At 52.1% G+C, this 15,671-nt stretch carries 13 protein-coding genes and 1 other RNA gene; 3 read left to right on the top strand and 11 right to left on the bottom strand.

Annotated features, from left to right (window positions below):
* Positions 1 to 17 precede the first annotated feature (17 nt).
* Both CS948_RS14395 and CS948_RS14390 read right to left on the bottom strand, forming a co-directional pair.
* Entirely contained in the window at positions 18 to 1,007 is a 990-nt protein-coding gene (locus tag CS948_RS14395; RefSeq protein WP_255302023.1) for an FAD:protein FMN transferase, read from the bottom strand.
* 6 nt (positions 1,008 to 1,013) lie between these two features.
* The gene (locus tag CS948_RS14390; protein WP_099292403.1) at positions 1,014 to 3,203 is read right to left on the bottom strand and encodes a patatin-like phospholipase family protein; all 2,190 of its coding nucleotides are present in this window, start codon (positions 3,201 to 3,203) and stop codon (positions 1,014 to 1,016) included.
* A gap of 274 nt (positions 3,204 to 3,477) precedes the next feature.
* On the opposite strand from CS948_RS14390, the gene CS948_RS14385 reads away from it, so the two are divergent.
* Both CS948_RS14385 and hydF read left to right on the top strand, forming a co-directional pair.
* Positions 3,478 to 4,629 carry a sigma-54 dependent transcriptional regulator gene (locus CS948_RS14385; RefSeq protein WP_099292402.1) on the top strand — a complete coding sequence of 384 codons (1,152 nt, stop codon included), beginning with the start codon at positions 3,478 to 3,480 and terminating at the stop codon, positions 4,627 to 4,629.
* A gap of 162 nt (positions 4,630 to 4,791) precedes the next feature.
* The gene (gene hydF, locus CS948_RS14380) at positions 4,792 to 5,988 is read left to right on the top strand and encodes a [FeFe] hydrogenase H-cluster maturation GTPase HydF (protein WP_099292401.1); all 1,197 of its coding nucleotides are present in this window, start codon (positions 4,792 to 4,794) and stop codon (positions 5,986 to 5,988) included.
* A 44-nt stretch (positions 5,989 to 6,032) separates the two neighbouring features.
* Here the strand turns inward: hydF and CS948_RS14375 are convergent, their stop codons facing one another.
* Complete coding sequence (locus CS948_RS14375) at positions 6,033 to 7,082, bottom strand: hypothetical protein (protein WP_099292400.1); 1,050 nt, start codon at positions 7,080 to 7,082, stop codon at positions 6,033 to 6,035.
* A 415-nt stretch (positions 7,083 to 7,497) separates the two neighbouring features.
* Between CS948_RS14375 and CS948_RS14370 the strand changes: the two genes are divergently transcribed.
* Positions 7,498 to 8,172, top strand: coding sequence for a hypothetical protein (locus CS948_RS14370; RefSeq protein ID WP_099292399.1), 675 nt, complete (start codon positions 7,498 to 7,500; stop codon positions 8,170 to 8,172).
* Positions 8,173 to 8,269: 97 nt separating this feature from the next.
* Here the strand turns inward: CS948_RS14370 and CS948_RS14365 are convergent, their stop codons facing one another.
* From CS948_RS14365 to rnpB, 8 genes are all read right to left on the bottom strand, one after another.
* On the bottom strand, positions 8,270 to 9,166 hold the full coding sequence (locus tag CS948_RS14365) for an outer membrane beta-barrel protein (RefSeq protein ID WP_099292398.1): 897 nt from the start codon (positions 9,164 to 9,166) through the stop codon (positions 8,270 to 8,272).
* A gap of 57 nt (positions 9,167 to 9,223) precedes the next feature.
* Entirely contained in the window at positions 9,224 to 10,138 is a 915-nt protein-coding gene (locus CS948_RS14360) for a hypothetical protein (RefSeq protein WP_099292397.1), read from the bottom strand.
* Positions 10,139 to 10,150: 12 nt separating this feature from the next.
* Positions 10,151 to 10,636, bottom strand: coding sequence for an RNA polymerase sigma factor (locus CS948_RS14355; RefSeq protein WP_099292396.1), 486 nt, complete (start codon positions 10,634 to 10,636; stop codon positions 10,151 to 10,153).
* Entirely contained in the window at positions 10,629 to 11,795 is a 1,167-nt protein-coding gene (locus CS948_RS14350) for a hypothetical protein (protein ID WP_099292395.1), read from the bottom strand. Before CS948_RS14350 ends, CS948_RS14355 begins: the two co-directional genes overlap by 8 nt.
* 159 nt (positions 11,796 to 11,954) lie before the next feature.
* Positions 11,955 to 13,250, bottom strand: a complete 1,296-nt coding sequence (locus CS948_RS14345; protein ID WP_099292394.1) for a glucose-6-phosphate isomerase — start codon at positions 13,248 to 13,250, stop codon at positions 11,955 to 11,957.
* Between the two features lie 15 nt (positions 13,251 to 13,265).
* Positions 13,266 to 13,853 carry a bifunctional nuclease family protein gene (locus tag CS948_RS14340; RefSeq protein WP_099292393.1) on the bottom strand — a complete coding sequence of 196 codons (588 nt, stop codon included), beginning with the start codon at positions 13,851 to 13,853 and terminating at the stop codon, positions 13,266 to 13,268.
* 65 nt (positions 13,854 to 13,918) lie between these two features.
* Positions 13,919 to 15,127: an L-serine ammonia-lyase gene (locus CS948_RS14335; protein ID WP_099292392.1), complete on the bottom strand. Its 1,209-nt coding sequence runs from the start codon at positions 15,125 to 15,127 to the stop codon at positions 13,919 to 13,921.
* Between the two features lie 124 nt (positions 15,128 to 15,251).
* Positions 15,252 to 15,599, bottom strand: an RNA gene (rnpB, locus tag CS948_RS14330) — RNase P RNA component class A.
* Between the last annotated feature and the right edge of the window lie 72 nt (positions 15,600 to 15,671).

Genomic DNA, 15,671 nt, shown 5'->3' with positions numbered 1-15,671 from the left:
ACTTTCACCTGACAGAACTAATCTTTCAATATCAATGTTTTCAACTTTTCAGACACCCACGCTTCACGCTCTCCCTGTTCATTTTGATATATAAAACAAGCCTCCACGCTAGGATTGGCCTCCACTATTTCCTTCGCTTTCTCCATACCCAGCACCATAAAAGCCGTGGCGTAAGCATCCGCTTCCATACACGTGGGAGCGTACACGGAAGCCCCCAGTATATCCTGTTGGACAGGAAAACCCGTCTTGGGGTTTATCGTGTGGGAATATTTTTTCCCGTCCACGACGTAAAACCTGCGATAATTACCCGATGTCGCCAACGCACCCTCTCCCATTTCCAGCACGAATTGCAACTCCCTGCGAGAAGCCGCCTCGTCATCTATCGGTTTGTCGATACCGATATGCCACGGGCGGGATTTATTACTTTGTCCCTTCACCCGAACTTCCCCGCCAATCTCCACCATGTAATCCCGTACACCCTGCCCCTCGAGAAATTCCGCTACCAGATCCACGCCCAACCCTTTGGCTATCGAACTGGCATCCATCTGGATGCCCTCGACCGCCTTGACAAGCCGGCCGTCCTCTATTTTCAACTTCTCCATCCCCACGTATTGCAGCAACGAGTCCACTTTCTCCGCCGACGGCAACCGCTCGTTCTTGTAACCGAATCCCCACGCGTTCACCAGCGGTGCCACGGTGATATCGAACGCACCCCCTGTCTTCGCGTGTATCTCTGCCGCCTTCGTGAACAATCTCACGAACAGCGAATCCGTCCGGTCTGTCACCCCCCGGTTCAGGCGGGCTATCGTCGATTTCTTGTTAAACATGGAAAGCGATTCGTTCACGCGCTCCATCTCCCGGCGTATCTCCGCCGCGTAATCCTTGTCACTCTTGTAAGATATATGATAGGTAGTACCGTACACCGTTCCCTCGGTAAACCGGTACATGTTCCGTTGACATCCCGCGCATGCTATTAACACGCAAATAATAATCCCCAATCTCTTCATAAAACCTTAAAAGTAATATCCCAAATTAAAGTAGAACCCTAGTTTCTTCGACCAATCCGACAGCGAGAAAGTGACGTCAATCGGTCCCACGAAACTATCGTACGAGTATCCCACACCCCCGCCAATAATATCATCGCCCCCGAACACGTCAAAGAAATTGGCATCCTGCTTGGCGTAATTCCCGGACAAAGATATATAATGATTCCGCCCGAGATTATAGCGCAACATGATTTTAGCCACCACCAGCGAATTGTCGAATATCTCCAGATGCTGGATACCGAGGAACGGCAACTGCTGGTCGACATACCGTCCGGCAACGTCACCTCCCATGCAATTCAAGTAAGGATAAGGGATATTATTCCCGATCAATACCCGACCGTATATCGAGGGAATAAACTTCACGCGCCGGGTAATGGACAACACGCTCTCGAAATCCAAACCTATCGCCGAGAACGGCGCACCGTCATTGTACGTCAGGAAATTATCCGTGTAAAGCGAATAATCGACTTTCAACGAGATCCCTCTCGTGGGGTAATAACGCTTGTCGAATGTTTCCAGATGCGCCAACCCGTAGTAGCTGAAAAACCCTTCCGGTTTTACCCTAATATTATGATCCCGATCCGAGAACAGGAACGACTCGTAATTGAAATACTCGTAACGCGCCCCGATCTGCATCTTGAAATTCCGGAAATAAATATCCGAACCGCCCAACTCCACCTTGTGGTAAGCGTACTCTATATTATCCTGCTTTTTCCCCTTGTGGTAAATATCCAGATTATTATACTTGAACGTGTACCCCAGCTCGAACCTCCGCAGGAAAGTATTCCCGAGGGAATAATTCAACTTCACGTAAGGATTCATACTCAATCGCCCGGTCAGCGAAAGGCGGGACCCCCGCAACTCCTTGTGCGATATCGTCGTGTTCAACAATATCGCCGCCATCTCCTCCGAGTCGAAACGGAACCCGAGATTCAACGAACTCATGGGCTTCTGTTTCAGAATCAGTTCCAAGTCATACACCGGTCCCCCGCTCAACTTGTAGCTCACGCTGGAGAAAGCCCCGATACCGTACAACTCGGCTATCGCGTGATGCAGGTCATTTAACGTGATGCGGCTATAATTCTTGATCCGTATCTTCTTTCTCAACCATTTCTCGTCCCGCGCATCAATCCCCGTCAAGTGTACTTCATCTATCGTGAGCGTATCGTTCAGAAGCACCACTTTATCCTCCGTATCCGCGGCATTCTTACTCTCCGGTATTCCCAGTTCGCGTTTCAGCTTCATCAACTCGTCCCATTGGGCACGGGCAACTTCTTCCCCCCGCATAATCAAGGTATCGACTGCCCGGGTCGAGAAACTGGCGGCAGAGTACGGGTACACGTCCGGTTTGATATACACGTTTACCATCTTCTTGTTTTCCTCGTACTTCTGGATTCCCAGAAACGAGGTCATCTGGTCGATAATTCCCGTCACCGACTCCAGACCGGAAGCGTCTTTCAATTCCGCCTGCACGTCCACCCCGATGATAATATCAGCACCCATTTCTTTCGCTATATCCACCGGGAAATTATTCGATATTCCCCCGTCTACCAGCACCATCCCGTCCCTTCTCACCGGGGCGAACACCCCCGGGATAGCCATACTCGCGCGCATGGCAAGCGGCAAAGTCCCGCGATCCTGCACCACCTCCTTGCCGTCCACCAGATTACTTGCCACGCAAGCGAACGGGATCGGCAACCGGTGGAAATCAAGCGAATCGTGATACCCTATCGTCAAATCGGAAAACAGGTTGAATATATTCTGTCCGCTGATAAACCCCGACGGGATCTTCAGCTCGCGATTGTTCTTAATCGGCACGGAAACAAGATATTTCTCCGTTTCCTCTTTCTCCGAGAAAGGCAGGTTATAACGATACACTTTATCACTCAACAAAAACATCCAGTCCTGCGCCCTCACCAGACTATCCATCGTGCGCGCGTCATAACCGATCGAGTACAAAGCCCCCACGAGAGCCCCCATACTCGTGCCCGCGATATAATCTATCGGGATACCCGCCTCTTCCAGCACCTTCAACACACCGATATGCGCCACTCCTTTCGCCCCGCCGCCACTTAACACCAACCCCACCTTTTTGCGCTGCGCCTGAACATCCAATACAAGAAACAATACAAGAAGAAAAACCAAAGACCGCTTCATAGTTTATTAAGTTTTGCCTTCGGCAAAAGTTGCAAGTTACATTCGCCGCCGTGCGGCGAGTTGCAAGTTGCATTTACCTTCGGCAAGTTATAAAATCACTCAAAAATACTTATTTCCCGGGAATAATCAAAATAAAGTTTCGCCGCGGGTAAAACTTTATTTTGGTTGTAACCTGCAACTCGCCGAAGGCGAATGTAACCTGCAACTTTTGTCTCACCCCTTCCCATATCCAAAAATAAATACTAAATTTGCCGTGAGACAAAAAAGATGTACTATGACAAAAATACTTGTGATTGACGACGAGAGGAGTATCCGCAATTCCATGAAAGATATTCTCCAGTACGAGGGACACGAAATCGTGCTTGCCGAGAACGGCATGGAAGGACTCGTGGCAGTGAAATCGGAGAAACCGGATATTGTATTTTGCGATATAAAAATGCCCAAAATGGAGGGCATCGAAGTACTGGAACGTATCAAAGAGTTTTCCGCCGACACCCCGGTTATCATGATATCGGGACACGGAACGATAGACACGGCAATCGAGGCCATCAAGAAAGGAGCCTACGACTTTATCGAGAAACCACTGGACTTGAACCGGTTGTTGATCACCATAAAGAATGCGACAGACAAACACTTGCTGATACACGAAACCAAAACGCTGAAAAACAAAGTCAGCAAGCGATACGAGATGATCGGTCAATCCGACGCACTCAACCGCGTGCGCTCCATAATCGAGAAAGTGGCAGCCTCCGATGCCCGTGTGCTCGTCACGGGACCTAACGGCTGCGGCAAAGAACTGGTAGCCCACCAGTTGCACGAGCTCAGTCACCGGAAAGAAAGCACTTTCGTGGAAGTAAACTGTGCCGCTATTCCCTCCGAACTGATCGAGAGCGAATTGTTCGGGCACGAGAAAGGTTCTTTCACCTCCGCCATCAAGCAAAAGAAAGGAAAGTTCGAGTTAGCCACCGGCGGCACCCTCTTTCTGGACGAGATCGGCGACATGAGCCTCAGCGCACAAGCAAAAGTGTTACGCGCCTTGCAGGAGCAGAAAATAACCCGCGTGGGCGGTGATGCGGACATCAACGTTGACGTACGCGTAATCGCAGCCACGAACAAAAACCTGAAAGAAGAAATCAAGCGGGGTAATTTCCGGGAAGACCTCTACCACCGCCTAAGCGTCATCATCATCGACGTCCCGCCATTAAATCAACGGTTGGAAGATATCGAAATACTGGTTCCCCATTTCCTGACAGACATCTGCACCGAAATGGGCATCGCCCCGAAAAGCATCGACGCGGACGCTATCGACGCCCTCAAGGAGTGCGAATGGACGGGTAATATTCGTGAACTACGCAACGTCGTGGAACGGTTGGTCATTCTCGGCGGAAATACCATCACCCGGGAAGACGTGAAAATGTACAGATAAAACAGTTCATAAAGTTTATAAGGTTTATAGACCCCTGCGGGGCGCTTTGTCCACGGCAGCTTGAGCTGCCGATAAACACTGTCCGAAGAACTCCCGTTACTTTATGAACTTTATGAACCTTATAAACCTTACAAACTTTATAAACCTTATAAACTCTCCCCCATGGGCAAAGACAACAAACTACACATCATCCTGTTAGGTCGCCGCAACAGTGGAAAAAGTTCCTTGATCAACACCTTGACAGGCCAGAATATCGCTATCGTTTCGGACGTTGCCGGAACGACTACCGACCTCGTGAAAAGAAGCTACGAGATTCCCGGCTTCGCGTCGGTCATATTTATCGACACGGCAGGCGTTGACGATTCCGGCGCACTGGGTGAAGCACGCGTCGCGAAAACACGTGACGCCATCTCGCAAGCCGACATCGCCATCCTTGTCATCGCGGGCAATCAATTCGGGGAACACGAGCGGCAACTCGCCGGGCGTTTCAAGAAACAGGAACTCCCCTTCCTTATCATTCACAACAAAAAGGACGAAGCTCCCCTCTCGCCGGCATTGAAGGAACGCCTCGCGCGGGAATACAGTTGTCCGGTCATCGACTTCTCGACACGCGACACGGATACCACTCCCGTTCTGGATGCCTTGAAAAGCGTGTGGCACGCGGAAAACGACAGCCCGCGATCGCTCGTCGGCGACTTGATTGCCCCGGGTGACATCGTGTTGCTCGTCACCCCGATAGACTCCGAGGCTCCCGCCGGACGCATGATCCTTCCACAAGTACAAATGCTCCGCGACATACTCGACAACCACGCCACCGCCATCGTCCTGCAACCGGAAGAGATCACCCGTTTCCTCGCGAATACCGGGATACGTCCCCGCCTCGCAATCACGGACAGTCAAGTATTTAAAAAAGTAGCGGCACTCGTTCCGCCCGAAATACCGCTGACAAGTTTCAGCATCGTGCTGGCACGCCACAAGGGGAACTTCGACGCTTACATGAAAGGTACTCCCCGGATAGAACGACTGCAAGAGGGCGATCGCGTGCTCATGCTCGAATCCTGCTCCCACCACGTGTCATGCGAGGACATCGGACGGCACAAAATCCCCCGTTGGTTACAGGATTACACGGGCAAAAACTTTCAATTCGATTTCATCGCGGGACTGGACGCCATCACCCGCCCCATCACCGACTACGCCATGGTCATCCAGTGCGGCGGTTGCATGATCACGGGCAAACAACTTAAAAACCGCCTCCAACCCGCCATCGAAGCCGGCATCCCCGTCAGCAACTACGGAATGACCATCGCCTACCTGCACGGGATATTCCACCGGGCAACGGAGGTTTTCCAAACGAAATAAAGGTATGCCGGGGCATACCTTTATCATGTTTGAAAAGTTACATTTCAACCGCTCTCGTGCTTTTTCTTCAAGGTGAAGATCGTGTCGGCGAGTACCTGCATTCTCTCGTCGAATTGCCGGGCGTGTTCGTCGGGGGCGTCCGCGACACCGGACACGTCATCGAGGATACTATCAAGAAGTGCGTCCCTTTCCTCCGCGGCAACCGCCGCGTTCTCCCCGCTCGCTATCCTTCTCGCTTTCTCCTCTTCTCGTTTTTCTTCCTCCGCCTCCCGGAGTCGCTCGCGTTCGGTTGCCCGTCTTGCCAGTTCCATGTCGACGGCGGCATTCAGTTTATCAATCGCCCCGGCAAGCGGGAACTTCAACTTCATATCTTTAGCGATACGATTGATTGCCACGAGGTTGGAATCACCTTGCAGCTTGCACTCGGAATCGGACGTCGGTTTCCCGTTGGCGCGAGCGGTGAAAACGTAAGCGAAAAGCGTGTCGAGATTGACGTTCGCGGGAATCGCCGTCGAGGTCGATCCTTCCTCCGACCGCGCGCGCAATCGCTGCACGATGCACGTTTTGCTCGTCGGGTCGTATAACACGCAATACCCCACGTCGTCCGGGTTACGGTTTGTTCCCAACGTCGTGTCCGCTGCCTGCACGCAGGAAATTTTACGCGCTTCCCTGTCGAGCGTCACGGTCACGGCAATCGGCGGCACTTTGCCCGCGGCAAGAATCAGGTTCGGGTAATCGATCAGGTAAGTGTATTGTTTCGACACGCTCTGCTCGGGATCGTACGGGGTTTCCGGGTCTATCTTTACCGCCGTTGACACGCCCGTCACGGCGTTCACGCCCACGAAACGGGAATGCCCGGAAGCCTCCCGCCCGGTGTACGGGAAACCCACTTTCGCCCCCGGCAACAGGTAACCGCCTTCCCTGCCCAACCCGCCGAAGGCGGCATCGTTCTTCGCCACGGTTTCGTTCAGCTTCACTTTCTTGTTCGACAAGAGGCGCACCACGGTCACACCCGGTTCAAACGGGTGGGGGTAATGTACTTGGTCAAGCAACGTGCCTCGCACGCTTGAGCATCCTACAATTCTCTTTCTCATAGTTTTTAATTTTAAACAGTTAATAAAAGTCCGGCACTAACCGTCCGGCAGGACAGGAAGTGCACGCGCATCTTTCCGCGATTTACAGGGAAGATTTATGTTCTTTTCCAATCACAAGTTAGAACTATTATTTTCATTTCCAATGGAATTTGATGTTAAATATTAATATTTTTTAATTCTTAATACCACTCTTTCACACGACTATGTAAAACACCATGTAAACAACACGTGTACAACAATATACAGCCTAAAACCGGTCGTATCCCGCGTGGCTTACTTATGCAGAACTCATGCAGAACTTATTAACAAGTTGATAACATTTTCTGATAAGTACTTTGTTAATTCAAAATAATTGTTTATTTTTACATGGTACGAGATAAAGAGGGGATTAGTGTAACCGTTTAATTCGATAGCCATGGGAAGAAAAAATCAATCCGACCCGACGCGCAAGAGTTTTATCCTGAACGGGATAAGATATTATTACCGGAACGATAAACTATGCGCCATGCCAGCCAAGCGGGAGAAAGTGGAGCGACCCGCCACGGAGAAACAACAAGTGGCGAGGGACGCCATGGAGATAACGGGAACGTTTCCTGTCAACTTTTTCCGGCTCTCCCCGGTGCTCTACTTCGCGTGGAACATGTACGGGGAGTGTTTCAGCCTAACCTACTTGGATATTTTCAGGAAGCTCAATTATCCCGTGCTCGACTTGAAGTTGCAGGGCGTGGATTACTTTCCCGATTTCCACTTCTGCAAGGGCGATCTCGTGCCACCGAGGGATACGCGGGTGAACCGCGAGGGGTGGACGTTTTTTCTCTACTGGAACGCACCCGCCCGCGAGTACGGGCGAGCGAACCCGAATGACTCTCTGGCACTGGGATTTTTCTATGACTCGCGCCCCGATTCGCCGCAATTCATCATGACATCCTTCACCCGCGGCGAGTGTTTCGCGCGAATCGCCCTCCCCGACTCCGCCCACCCGGAAACGGAAACCGTGCATCTCTACCCGTTCTTCACGTCGCCCGACTGGAGCGCGTACTCCGATAGCAGGTACGTGAAAGCGGAAGTTATCGAACCGGTGATCCCGTGATTCACGATTTATGATTCACGATTTCTTGATTTATGATTGGAGTACTACTTCGCTTCGGCAATCCTTCAATCATAAATCGTAAATCATAAATCATAAATTAAAACGTGAACCCTACCCCGATCGTGTACGGGTGCAATTCAGGGGATTTGCTCTTTTTAAACATGTTGGTCAACGTGTAATTTCCCCAGAGGCACACGCCGCGATACCCGGCACGTACCGTCCAATCGGCCTTCAAGGGAATCATGCCGTAGCTGTCCGAGTTTTTCTTCCGGTGCTTGTCGCCGTTCTCGTCCTTGTACACGATTTTCGTCTTCGAGTGAAGCCGCACGCCACCGACAACCCCGGTAGACAGGTAAGCTCTCCGGTGCACGGACGCGGGGAATTGCCATTCCACGAGAAGCGGTATCGTCATGTAGAGCGTCTTGAAAGTGCTTCTTTTTGTGTTGCCGATTCCCAGTTCGTCCAAGGGAAGGGGGCGCAACATACCGTGTTCGTCTTTACGTATCGTGATATTCCGGTCGAAACAAAGCCGTTGATACTCGAACCCGATTCCCGTCACCACGCCGAGAGTCCGCCGCTCGTTCACCCCCATGCCGTGGGAGAAGAGATTGAACTGCATGGCGAAAGAATTTCCCCAGTCCAATTCCATGAAATCGTCCCCCCCGTACTTGGAATAGTCCGTGTTGGCGAAATTCACGAACCCGAAATAGAAACCGCTCCAGTGTCCCCGGAAGAGGTGCCGTAGAGCACGCCGGTTCTCCTCCCTTACCGTTTTCAAGGGAACCTCGGAATAGCGCCTCGGTCTTCTCCCCGACTCTCTCACCGTGTTGTCCCAGATAATCATTTCCGATTCCCGGACGACGGTATCGACCTTTTCGCTTTTCTGCCGGATCGTGTCCACGCGCCAGTTGTCGCGGATAACGACAGTATCTCTCCGTGCCGACACGGGCAGCACGCACACCATAAACATTACATATACAACCACCTTTTTCATATTCTTTTTCTTTAGATTATTTTCTTTTATCACATGACGGTTGAACACCCCCGATTGTTACAGGCGATCTTCATCTTTTTCCTCCCTGTTCCTGAATCGGCTCACCACGTTTCTTCCCGCGTTGACGATCGAGCTGAGAATATTGTCCGAACTCTCGAGATCGGGAGCGATGACGCGGAGCGGGCGGGGACGCTGTTCCTTCACTTCCAGCCTTACCCGCACGCCCTCGTAGGGGGAAACCAGCATTTCATTCGGTCGCGGCGGCAGTATCTCGGCGTGAACGACGATGTTTTTCGCGCTCTCGATCAAGTTGACGGGTTCCACCCGTTCCGTCGGCACGGCGGGTGTCGTGACGGGAACGATATCAACTCGCGGCTTATCCTCTTGCCGGGGTTCCATCTTCTCCGGTTCCGTCACCCGCGCAGGGAGTTCCGGCAAGGAAACCGGTTCGGTTCGCGCCGTAAGCTGCGGCAGGCTGTCCGGGGAAAATTCCCGCTCCCTCGTGATATACAAAACAAGTACCACTGCAAAAATGGCAACCGCGGCGACTCCCGCGTAACGCTTCATCCAGACGATCACCGCCGGGTAACGACGCGTCGCGTCTTTCCTCCCGAACACCTGCCCGCGGTCAGGTTGCACCCGTGTCGCACGGTACGCCGCCACTTCCCTCCCGAATTCATCCTCCCCCGCGTTATCGCGTACCCATTGCCGCTCTTCCTCTGTTATCACGCCTTCCGCCTCGGCTATGGCATAGTAGGCCAGTTCCCTCGCGGACGCGTGCCGCTTCAATTCTTCCTTTTTCCCGAACACATCCCGTTCCGGTTGCAGGCGCACGCCGTCCATCCCGTCCAACAACTCCTCCAGATCGGGATTCGCCAGCAGAAACGCCCGCAACTCCTCGCGGCACTCCCCCGGCAGCACACCGTCGAGGTAATCCATGAAATAAATCTCGTAATTCTCTCTCGTTATCATATCTTCTCCCGCTTAAACGACCACGTCCGGTCGACGGATAAACTCCTTCATAAATGCCCTCGCCCGAAAGATGTACACTTTCACTTGCGATTCGTTCAGTCCCGTGATCTCCGCTATCTCTTGATAGGAATACGCCTCGTAATCCCGCAGCAGAACGACGGTTTTCTGTACCGGCGGCAATTTCGCCAAAGCCGATTCCAGCACCTCCCGCAATCCCGTGTAGGCGGGCGACGTATCCTCCACCCGGTCGCCGACGGACTCGATGTCCCCGAACTTGTTCTCGCGCCGCAGGATATCGATCATCCGGTGATAGGACGTGCTGAAGAGGAAAGCCTTGGCTTTCCCGTAATCGACGCGGGCGACCTCCTCCCACAGTTTCAGGTAACTGTCCTGCACGATGTCTTCCGCCATTTCCCTCGACCTGCACATCTTGTGTATAAAACGATACACGTCATCGGAGAACGCATCCACCGCCCGGTTATATTCCACCCTATTCATTCCCCTCCTCTTTTGCCGGCAAGGAAACCCGCTTCACGTCGCGCCAACGGACGTACCTCGCCGCGCCTTTCGCGTCGAACACGAGTATGCCGTCGTTGTCAAAGGTCACGTCGCGCTCTTCACCCAACACCAGCTCGCCGCCGTTGCCGAGTTGCAGCCACGTGTACTTGTGATTCTTCGGCTCTATAACCCGGATATTCCGGAAAGGAATACGATACGCCACGTTACCGTTCCGCCCGTCCAACAGCTCGAAATCCATCGCCTCGTCCAGATCGTACGCCAGCACGCCTTCCAGTACCTCGTCCCGTTTCAGCTCCACCGTGCCCCGTATCCGCCGGGGCAACATGAAATCGCTATACTTCAGCAGGTTTACCTGATTCAACGGGATGCTTTTGAACGTCTTGAAATCCGCCCATCCCACGACGACCTGCCCCACGGACGGCATATTCACCACGATTCCCCGGTTTCTCTCGTCCACGTCATTCTCGCCCCACAGGACGAACTCCCGTCCGCTGTTCAACACCACCTGACATGAATTTCCCGACGACGCGATGCTTCGTATATTCTTGAAAGCGATAGTGATACCGCTCGTTCCCGAACGCCCGTCCAACACGTGGGACAACGAATTTTCGTCCCTGTCCCATTGCACGATGCCCGTGTACCGCCCGTGAGGTGTTTCCACCGTACCCGTGATAGGCGTATCGGCGGGTTCCCTCGCCGTGTCGGGGGCCGCGCTAAAAACGATCTCGCTGATAAGATCCCACGCGATAGCGGTTTCCTTGTCCGCCTCTATCCTCAAGCTGCCCCTGTTGCCGGATGGCAACCAATCCTCCAGTTCGATGATATGCCCGTCGCGTATCTCCAATTCGATCCGGTTATCCCCGATCACGCGAATCCGCTTGATGTTCCCGAAGCGACAGGCAAACTGGTGGGCGACAGGTACAACCTCGTTCACGTAACGGGTATAAGGATTTTCCGGCTTGGACGCAGAGAATATATCCGTCCAGTATAAATTCCTTCCCCAGTAAATATAACCGCTTACCGTCGTGTTCATCACGGTATATATCTCCCCGTGAATCCGGTAATCCTTCGCCTGTGCCCGGGTTTCCGCCACCCCGGTACAAAAAACGACGCACGCTATCAGTAACTTTTTTAACATACAGAATCTTGTTTATCGATATGACGAACAAGTATAGTGAAAAGTTACAAAATAATTGAAAGTTGAAAATGGAAAATTGAAAATGAGGAACTACCACCCCTAGCCCCTTCGGTGTAAGGAGGGGCTAGGGGTGGTAGTTCCTCAACTCGCCGAAGGTGATTACTTCCCGTACCCCGGTTTTCCCAGAAGCATGAACATATTATTTTTGTACGCTTCCACGCCCGGCTGGTCGAAGGTGTTCACGCCGAGGATGCCGCCGGATATGCCGCAAGCCAGCTCGTAGAAGTAGAACAGTTGTCCCAAGTAATATTCCGTCAATTCGGGTATCACGACACGGATATTAGGCACGCCCCCGTCCACGTGAGCCAGTTGGGTTCCCAGTTCCGCCATCTTGTTCACTTCGTCGATGCGTTTGCCCGCCAGATAGTTCAATTTATCCAAATCGTGGGCGTCACAAGGCACCAGCAACTGGTGTTTCGTCTTCTCGACAGAGAGCACCGTTTCAAACAAATCCCGGCGTCCTTCTTGAATATATTGTCCCATGGAATGCAGGTCTGTCGTGAAATCCACGCTAGCGGGGAATATGCCTTTGTGTTCTTTTCCCTCGCTTTCCCCGTACAACTGTTTCCACCATTCCGCCACGTAATGCAGTTTCGGGTTGAAGTTGACAGTGATCTCAATCGTGTACCCTTTCTCGTACAAAGCATTGCGCACGGCGGCATAGGTGGCGGACAGTTCAGCCCCGTTCTCTTTGCCGTACGTTCTCATGTCGGCGGCACCTTTCACCAACGCCCGGATATCATGCCCGGCAATGGCAACAGGCAGTAATCCCACGGGAGTCAGCACGGAGTAACGTCCCCCGACATTATCCGGGATAACAAACGTTTGGTATCCTTCCTTGTCCGCCAGAGCGCGCAAAGCCCCTTTCCGCTCGTCCGTGATCGCCACGATACGCTGACGGGAAACCTGCACCCCTTCCTGCCCGATTAATTGTTCTTTCAACAAACGGAAAGCAACTGCCGGCTCGGTGGTGGTTCCCGATTTGGATATGACGCATATCCCGAATTTCTTGTCTTTCAAAAACTCCTGCAACTCGTACAAGTAATCCTCGCTGACGTTATGCCCGGCAAAAACGACCTTTGTACCGGAGAAGGCGTCGAAGCTGCCCGCCATCGACTCGATCACCGCCTTGGCACCCAAGTACGAGCCGCCGATGCCGACAATGACCACCACGTCCGTTTCCGCCCTCAGTCGCGCAGCACACGCCTCTATCCGATCCAGTTCTTCACTCGTGATCCGTGCCGGAAGATCCAGCCATCCAAGAAATTCACTTCCTTTACACGTTCCGTTTTCCAAGCCTTTCAATGCCTGTGATGCTTTTTCCCTTCGCGCAGAGATCTCTTTCTCTCCCACGAACGGCAATACTTTCGAGTAGTCAAGTTTAACGCGATTCATTGTTTCTGTATTTTATTATTCGCCTTTTCGAGATTTCAACAAATCCCTGTACCGGGACGCATTCTCGTAATCTTCATTCTTTACGGCTTCTTCCAACAAACGTTGCAAATCTTCCTCCGTTAATTCCGATTCTTTCACTTTTGCTATCTCCGCCTGTACTTTTTCCAAGTGTTCTTTTATAATACTCGTGTCGGCTATAGGTATTGCCGTTTGGATAATCACCTCCCTCGTGATGTAAATCGGGCAATTGTAGCGCAACGCAAGGGCCACGGCATCCGAAGTCCTCGAATCTATCTTCAGTATCTCCTCCCCGCGACGGAAACGCAATTCCGAATAAAAGATACCCGCTTCCCAGTGATAAATAGAAACTTCTTCCAAGGTAGCTCCCAGACTATCCGCCAGATTCTTTACCAGATCATGCGTGAGGGGGCGTTGCGAATCGAGGTGTTCCAACTGTATGGCGATCGACTGCGCCTCCGCTATCCCGATAATAATGGGAATACGGAAGGCGTCGTGTTCTTCCGCGAGTACTAACGCATATGCCCCCGTGGTCGACATACTCTGGTATGACAGCCCGAAAACTTTTAATCTGATTCTATCCATAAAACCTGTATCATTTTAGATTCTTGATCTACGAGTTTAAACCCGGCATGGTTTCCCCCGCGAAATCACTTCTTCAACGGCGCCCTGTATATACGTGCCAATCCTCCAAGGCTTGTTTCCCTGTATTTTGCCTGCATGTCGCAGCCCGTTTGCATCATCGTTTCGACAACGTCGTCAAACGACACTTTGTGCCGCCCGTCGGAGAACAACGAGTAAATGGCACACTCCCGCGCTTTCTGGGAAATGAACGCGTTACGCTCGATACAAGGGATTTGCACGTAACCGCCTACCGGGTCACAGGTCAATCCCAAGTTATGCTCGAATCCCATTTCAGCCGCGTACTCTATCTGCATCGGGGAACCGCCGAGAATCTGGGCGGCGGCACCTGCCGCCATCGCGCAAGCCGTTCCCAGTTCGCCTTGACACCCTACTTCCGCACCGGAAATAGAACCGTTGGTCTTCACGATGTTACCGATCAACCCGGCTGTCGCCAATCCTTTTATGATTCGTTTGTCACTTATGTTCTGGTCATGTTTCAAGAAATACAGCACGGAAGGAACCACTCCCGCGGAACCACAAGTGGGAGCCGTCACGATCTTGCCCCCGGCAGCGTTCTCCTCCGCCACTGCCAAAGCCGCAGCAAACACCATTCCCATGTGGCGCAAGGTTCCCGCGGATTGTTGAGCCCGCACGTGATACGAGCAAGCCTTGCGGGCTAACCGCAAATTGCCGGGCAACACGCCCTCGTTCTCCAACCCGTTGTGGATACTGTCCACCATTACCCGCCACACTTCCTCGAGGTAATCGAATATTTCCTGTCCCTCGTGCAATTCCACGTATTCCACGAAAGAACGCCCCTCGGACTTGCACCAATCCAAGATATCGGTCATCTTCGTGTCCGGGTATATGTCGTCCGAGTTGAAAGTCCCCTGTTCATCCCATAAGGCTCCGCCCCCGACACTATATACCTCCCAACGATCCGCAACCTCCCCGTTGTTCAACGCCTCGAACAGCATCCCGTTCGGGTGATGCGGCAAAGATTTGTCGGATTCCCACACGATTTCCGTGTCGTCGGGACGATCTATCATTTTCTGGATTGCCACGTCCGTACCATGCCCCACGCCCGTGAGAGCCAAGCTGCCGAATAAAGTCACCCGATAACGCTCCGCATCGGGATTTCTCTCCTTGAAGAAAAGTGCCGCACGTCCCGGTCCCATTGTATGGCTGGATGAAGGTCCATACCCTATTCTAAATATTTCTCTGATTGATTTCACGTCCTCTATTTTAATTTCTTGATTTATGATTTCTTGATTTATGACTTATGATTTAACCGAAATGCCTATGCTCTTTTAATCGTAAATCGTAATTCATAAATCGTAACTTAATAAGTTTTAAATAAAAAAAGGCAGTTCTATAAGCCGGGTTCTGTACCTTTCGGTTTCTATCATTTATCTACTCCGCGAATCACTTCGCGGCTCTAGCGACCTACCCCCCGGCATCGATCGGGCAAACCTTAATTGCCGGTATACATGGTCTTGCAACTCGTGAGGCGTACGGCTACCCCGGTCGCCCGGGATACCGGTGGGCTCTTACCCCACCTTTTCACCCTTGTTCCGCGAACGGAACGGTTGTTTTCTGTTACACTACTGTATCCTTTCGAATACCTTCCCGTTAGGAAGCACGATGCCCTGCGTTGCCCGGACTTTCCTCTCTCCCTCGCGGGACAGCGATAGAACGAACTGCCTTTTTATATTTATGATTTATGATTTTAGATTTATGATTCCCCCGCTCGTGCTCTCCCTCTCGAAAAATCTAACC

It is taken from the genome of Butyricimonas sp. Marseille-P3923 (genome assembly GCF_900184685.1).
GTDB classification, from domain to species: domain Bacteria; phylum Bacteroidota; class Bacteroidia; order Bacteroidales; family Marinifilaceae; genus Butyricimonas; species Butyricimonas muris.
This window is presented reverse-complemented; position numbering and strand designations above follow the sequence as displayed.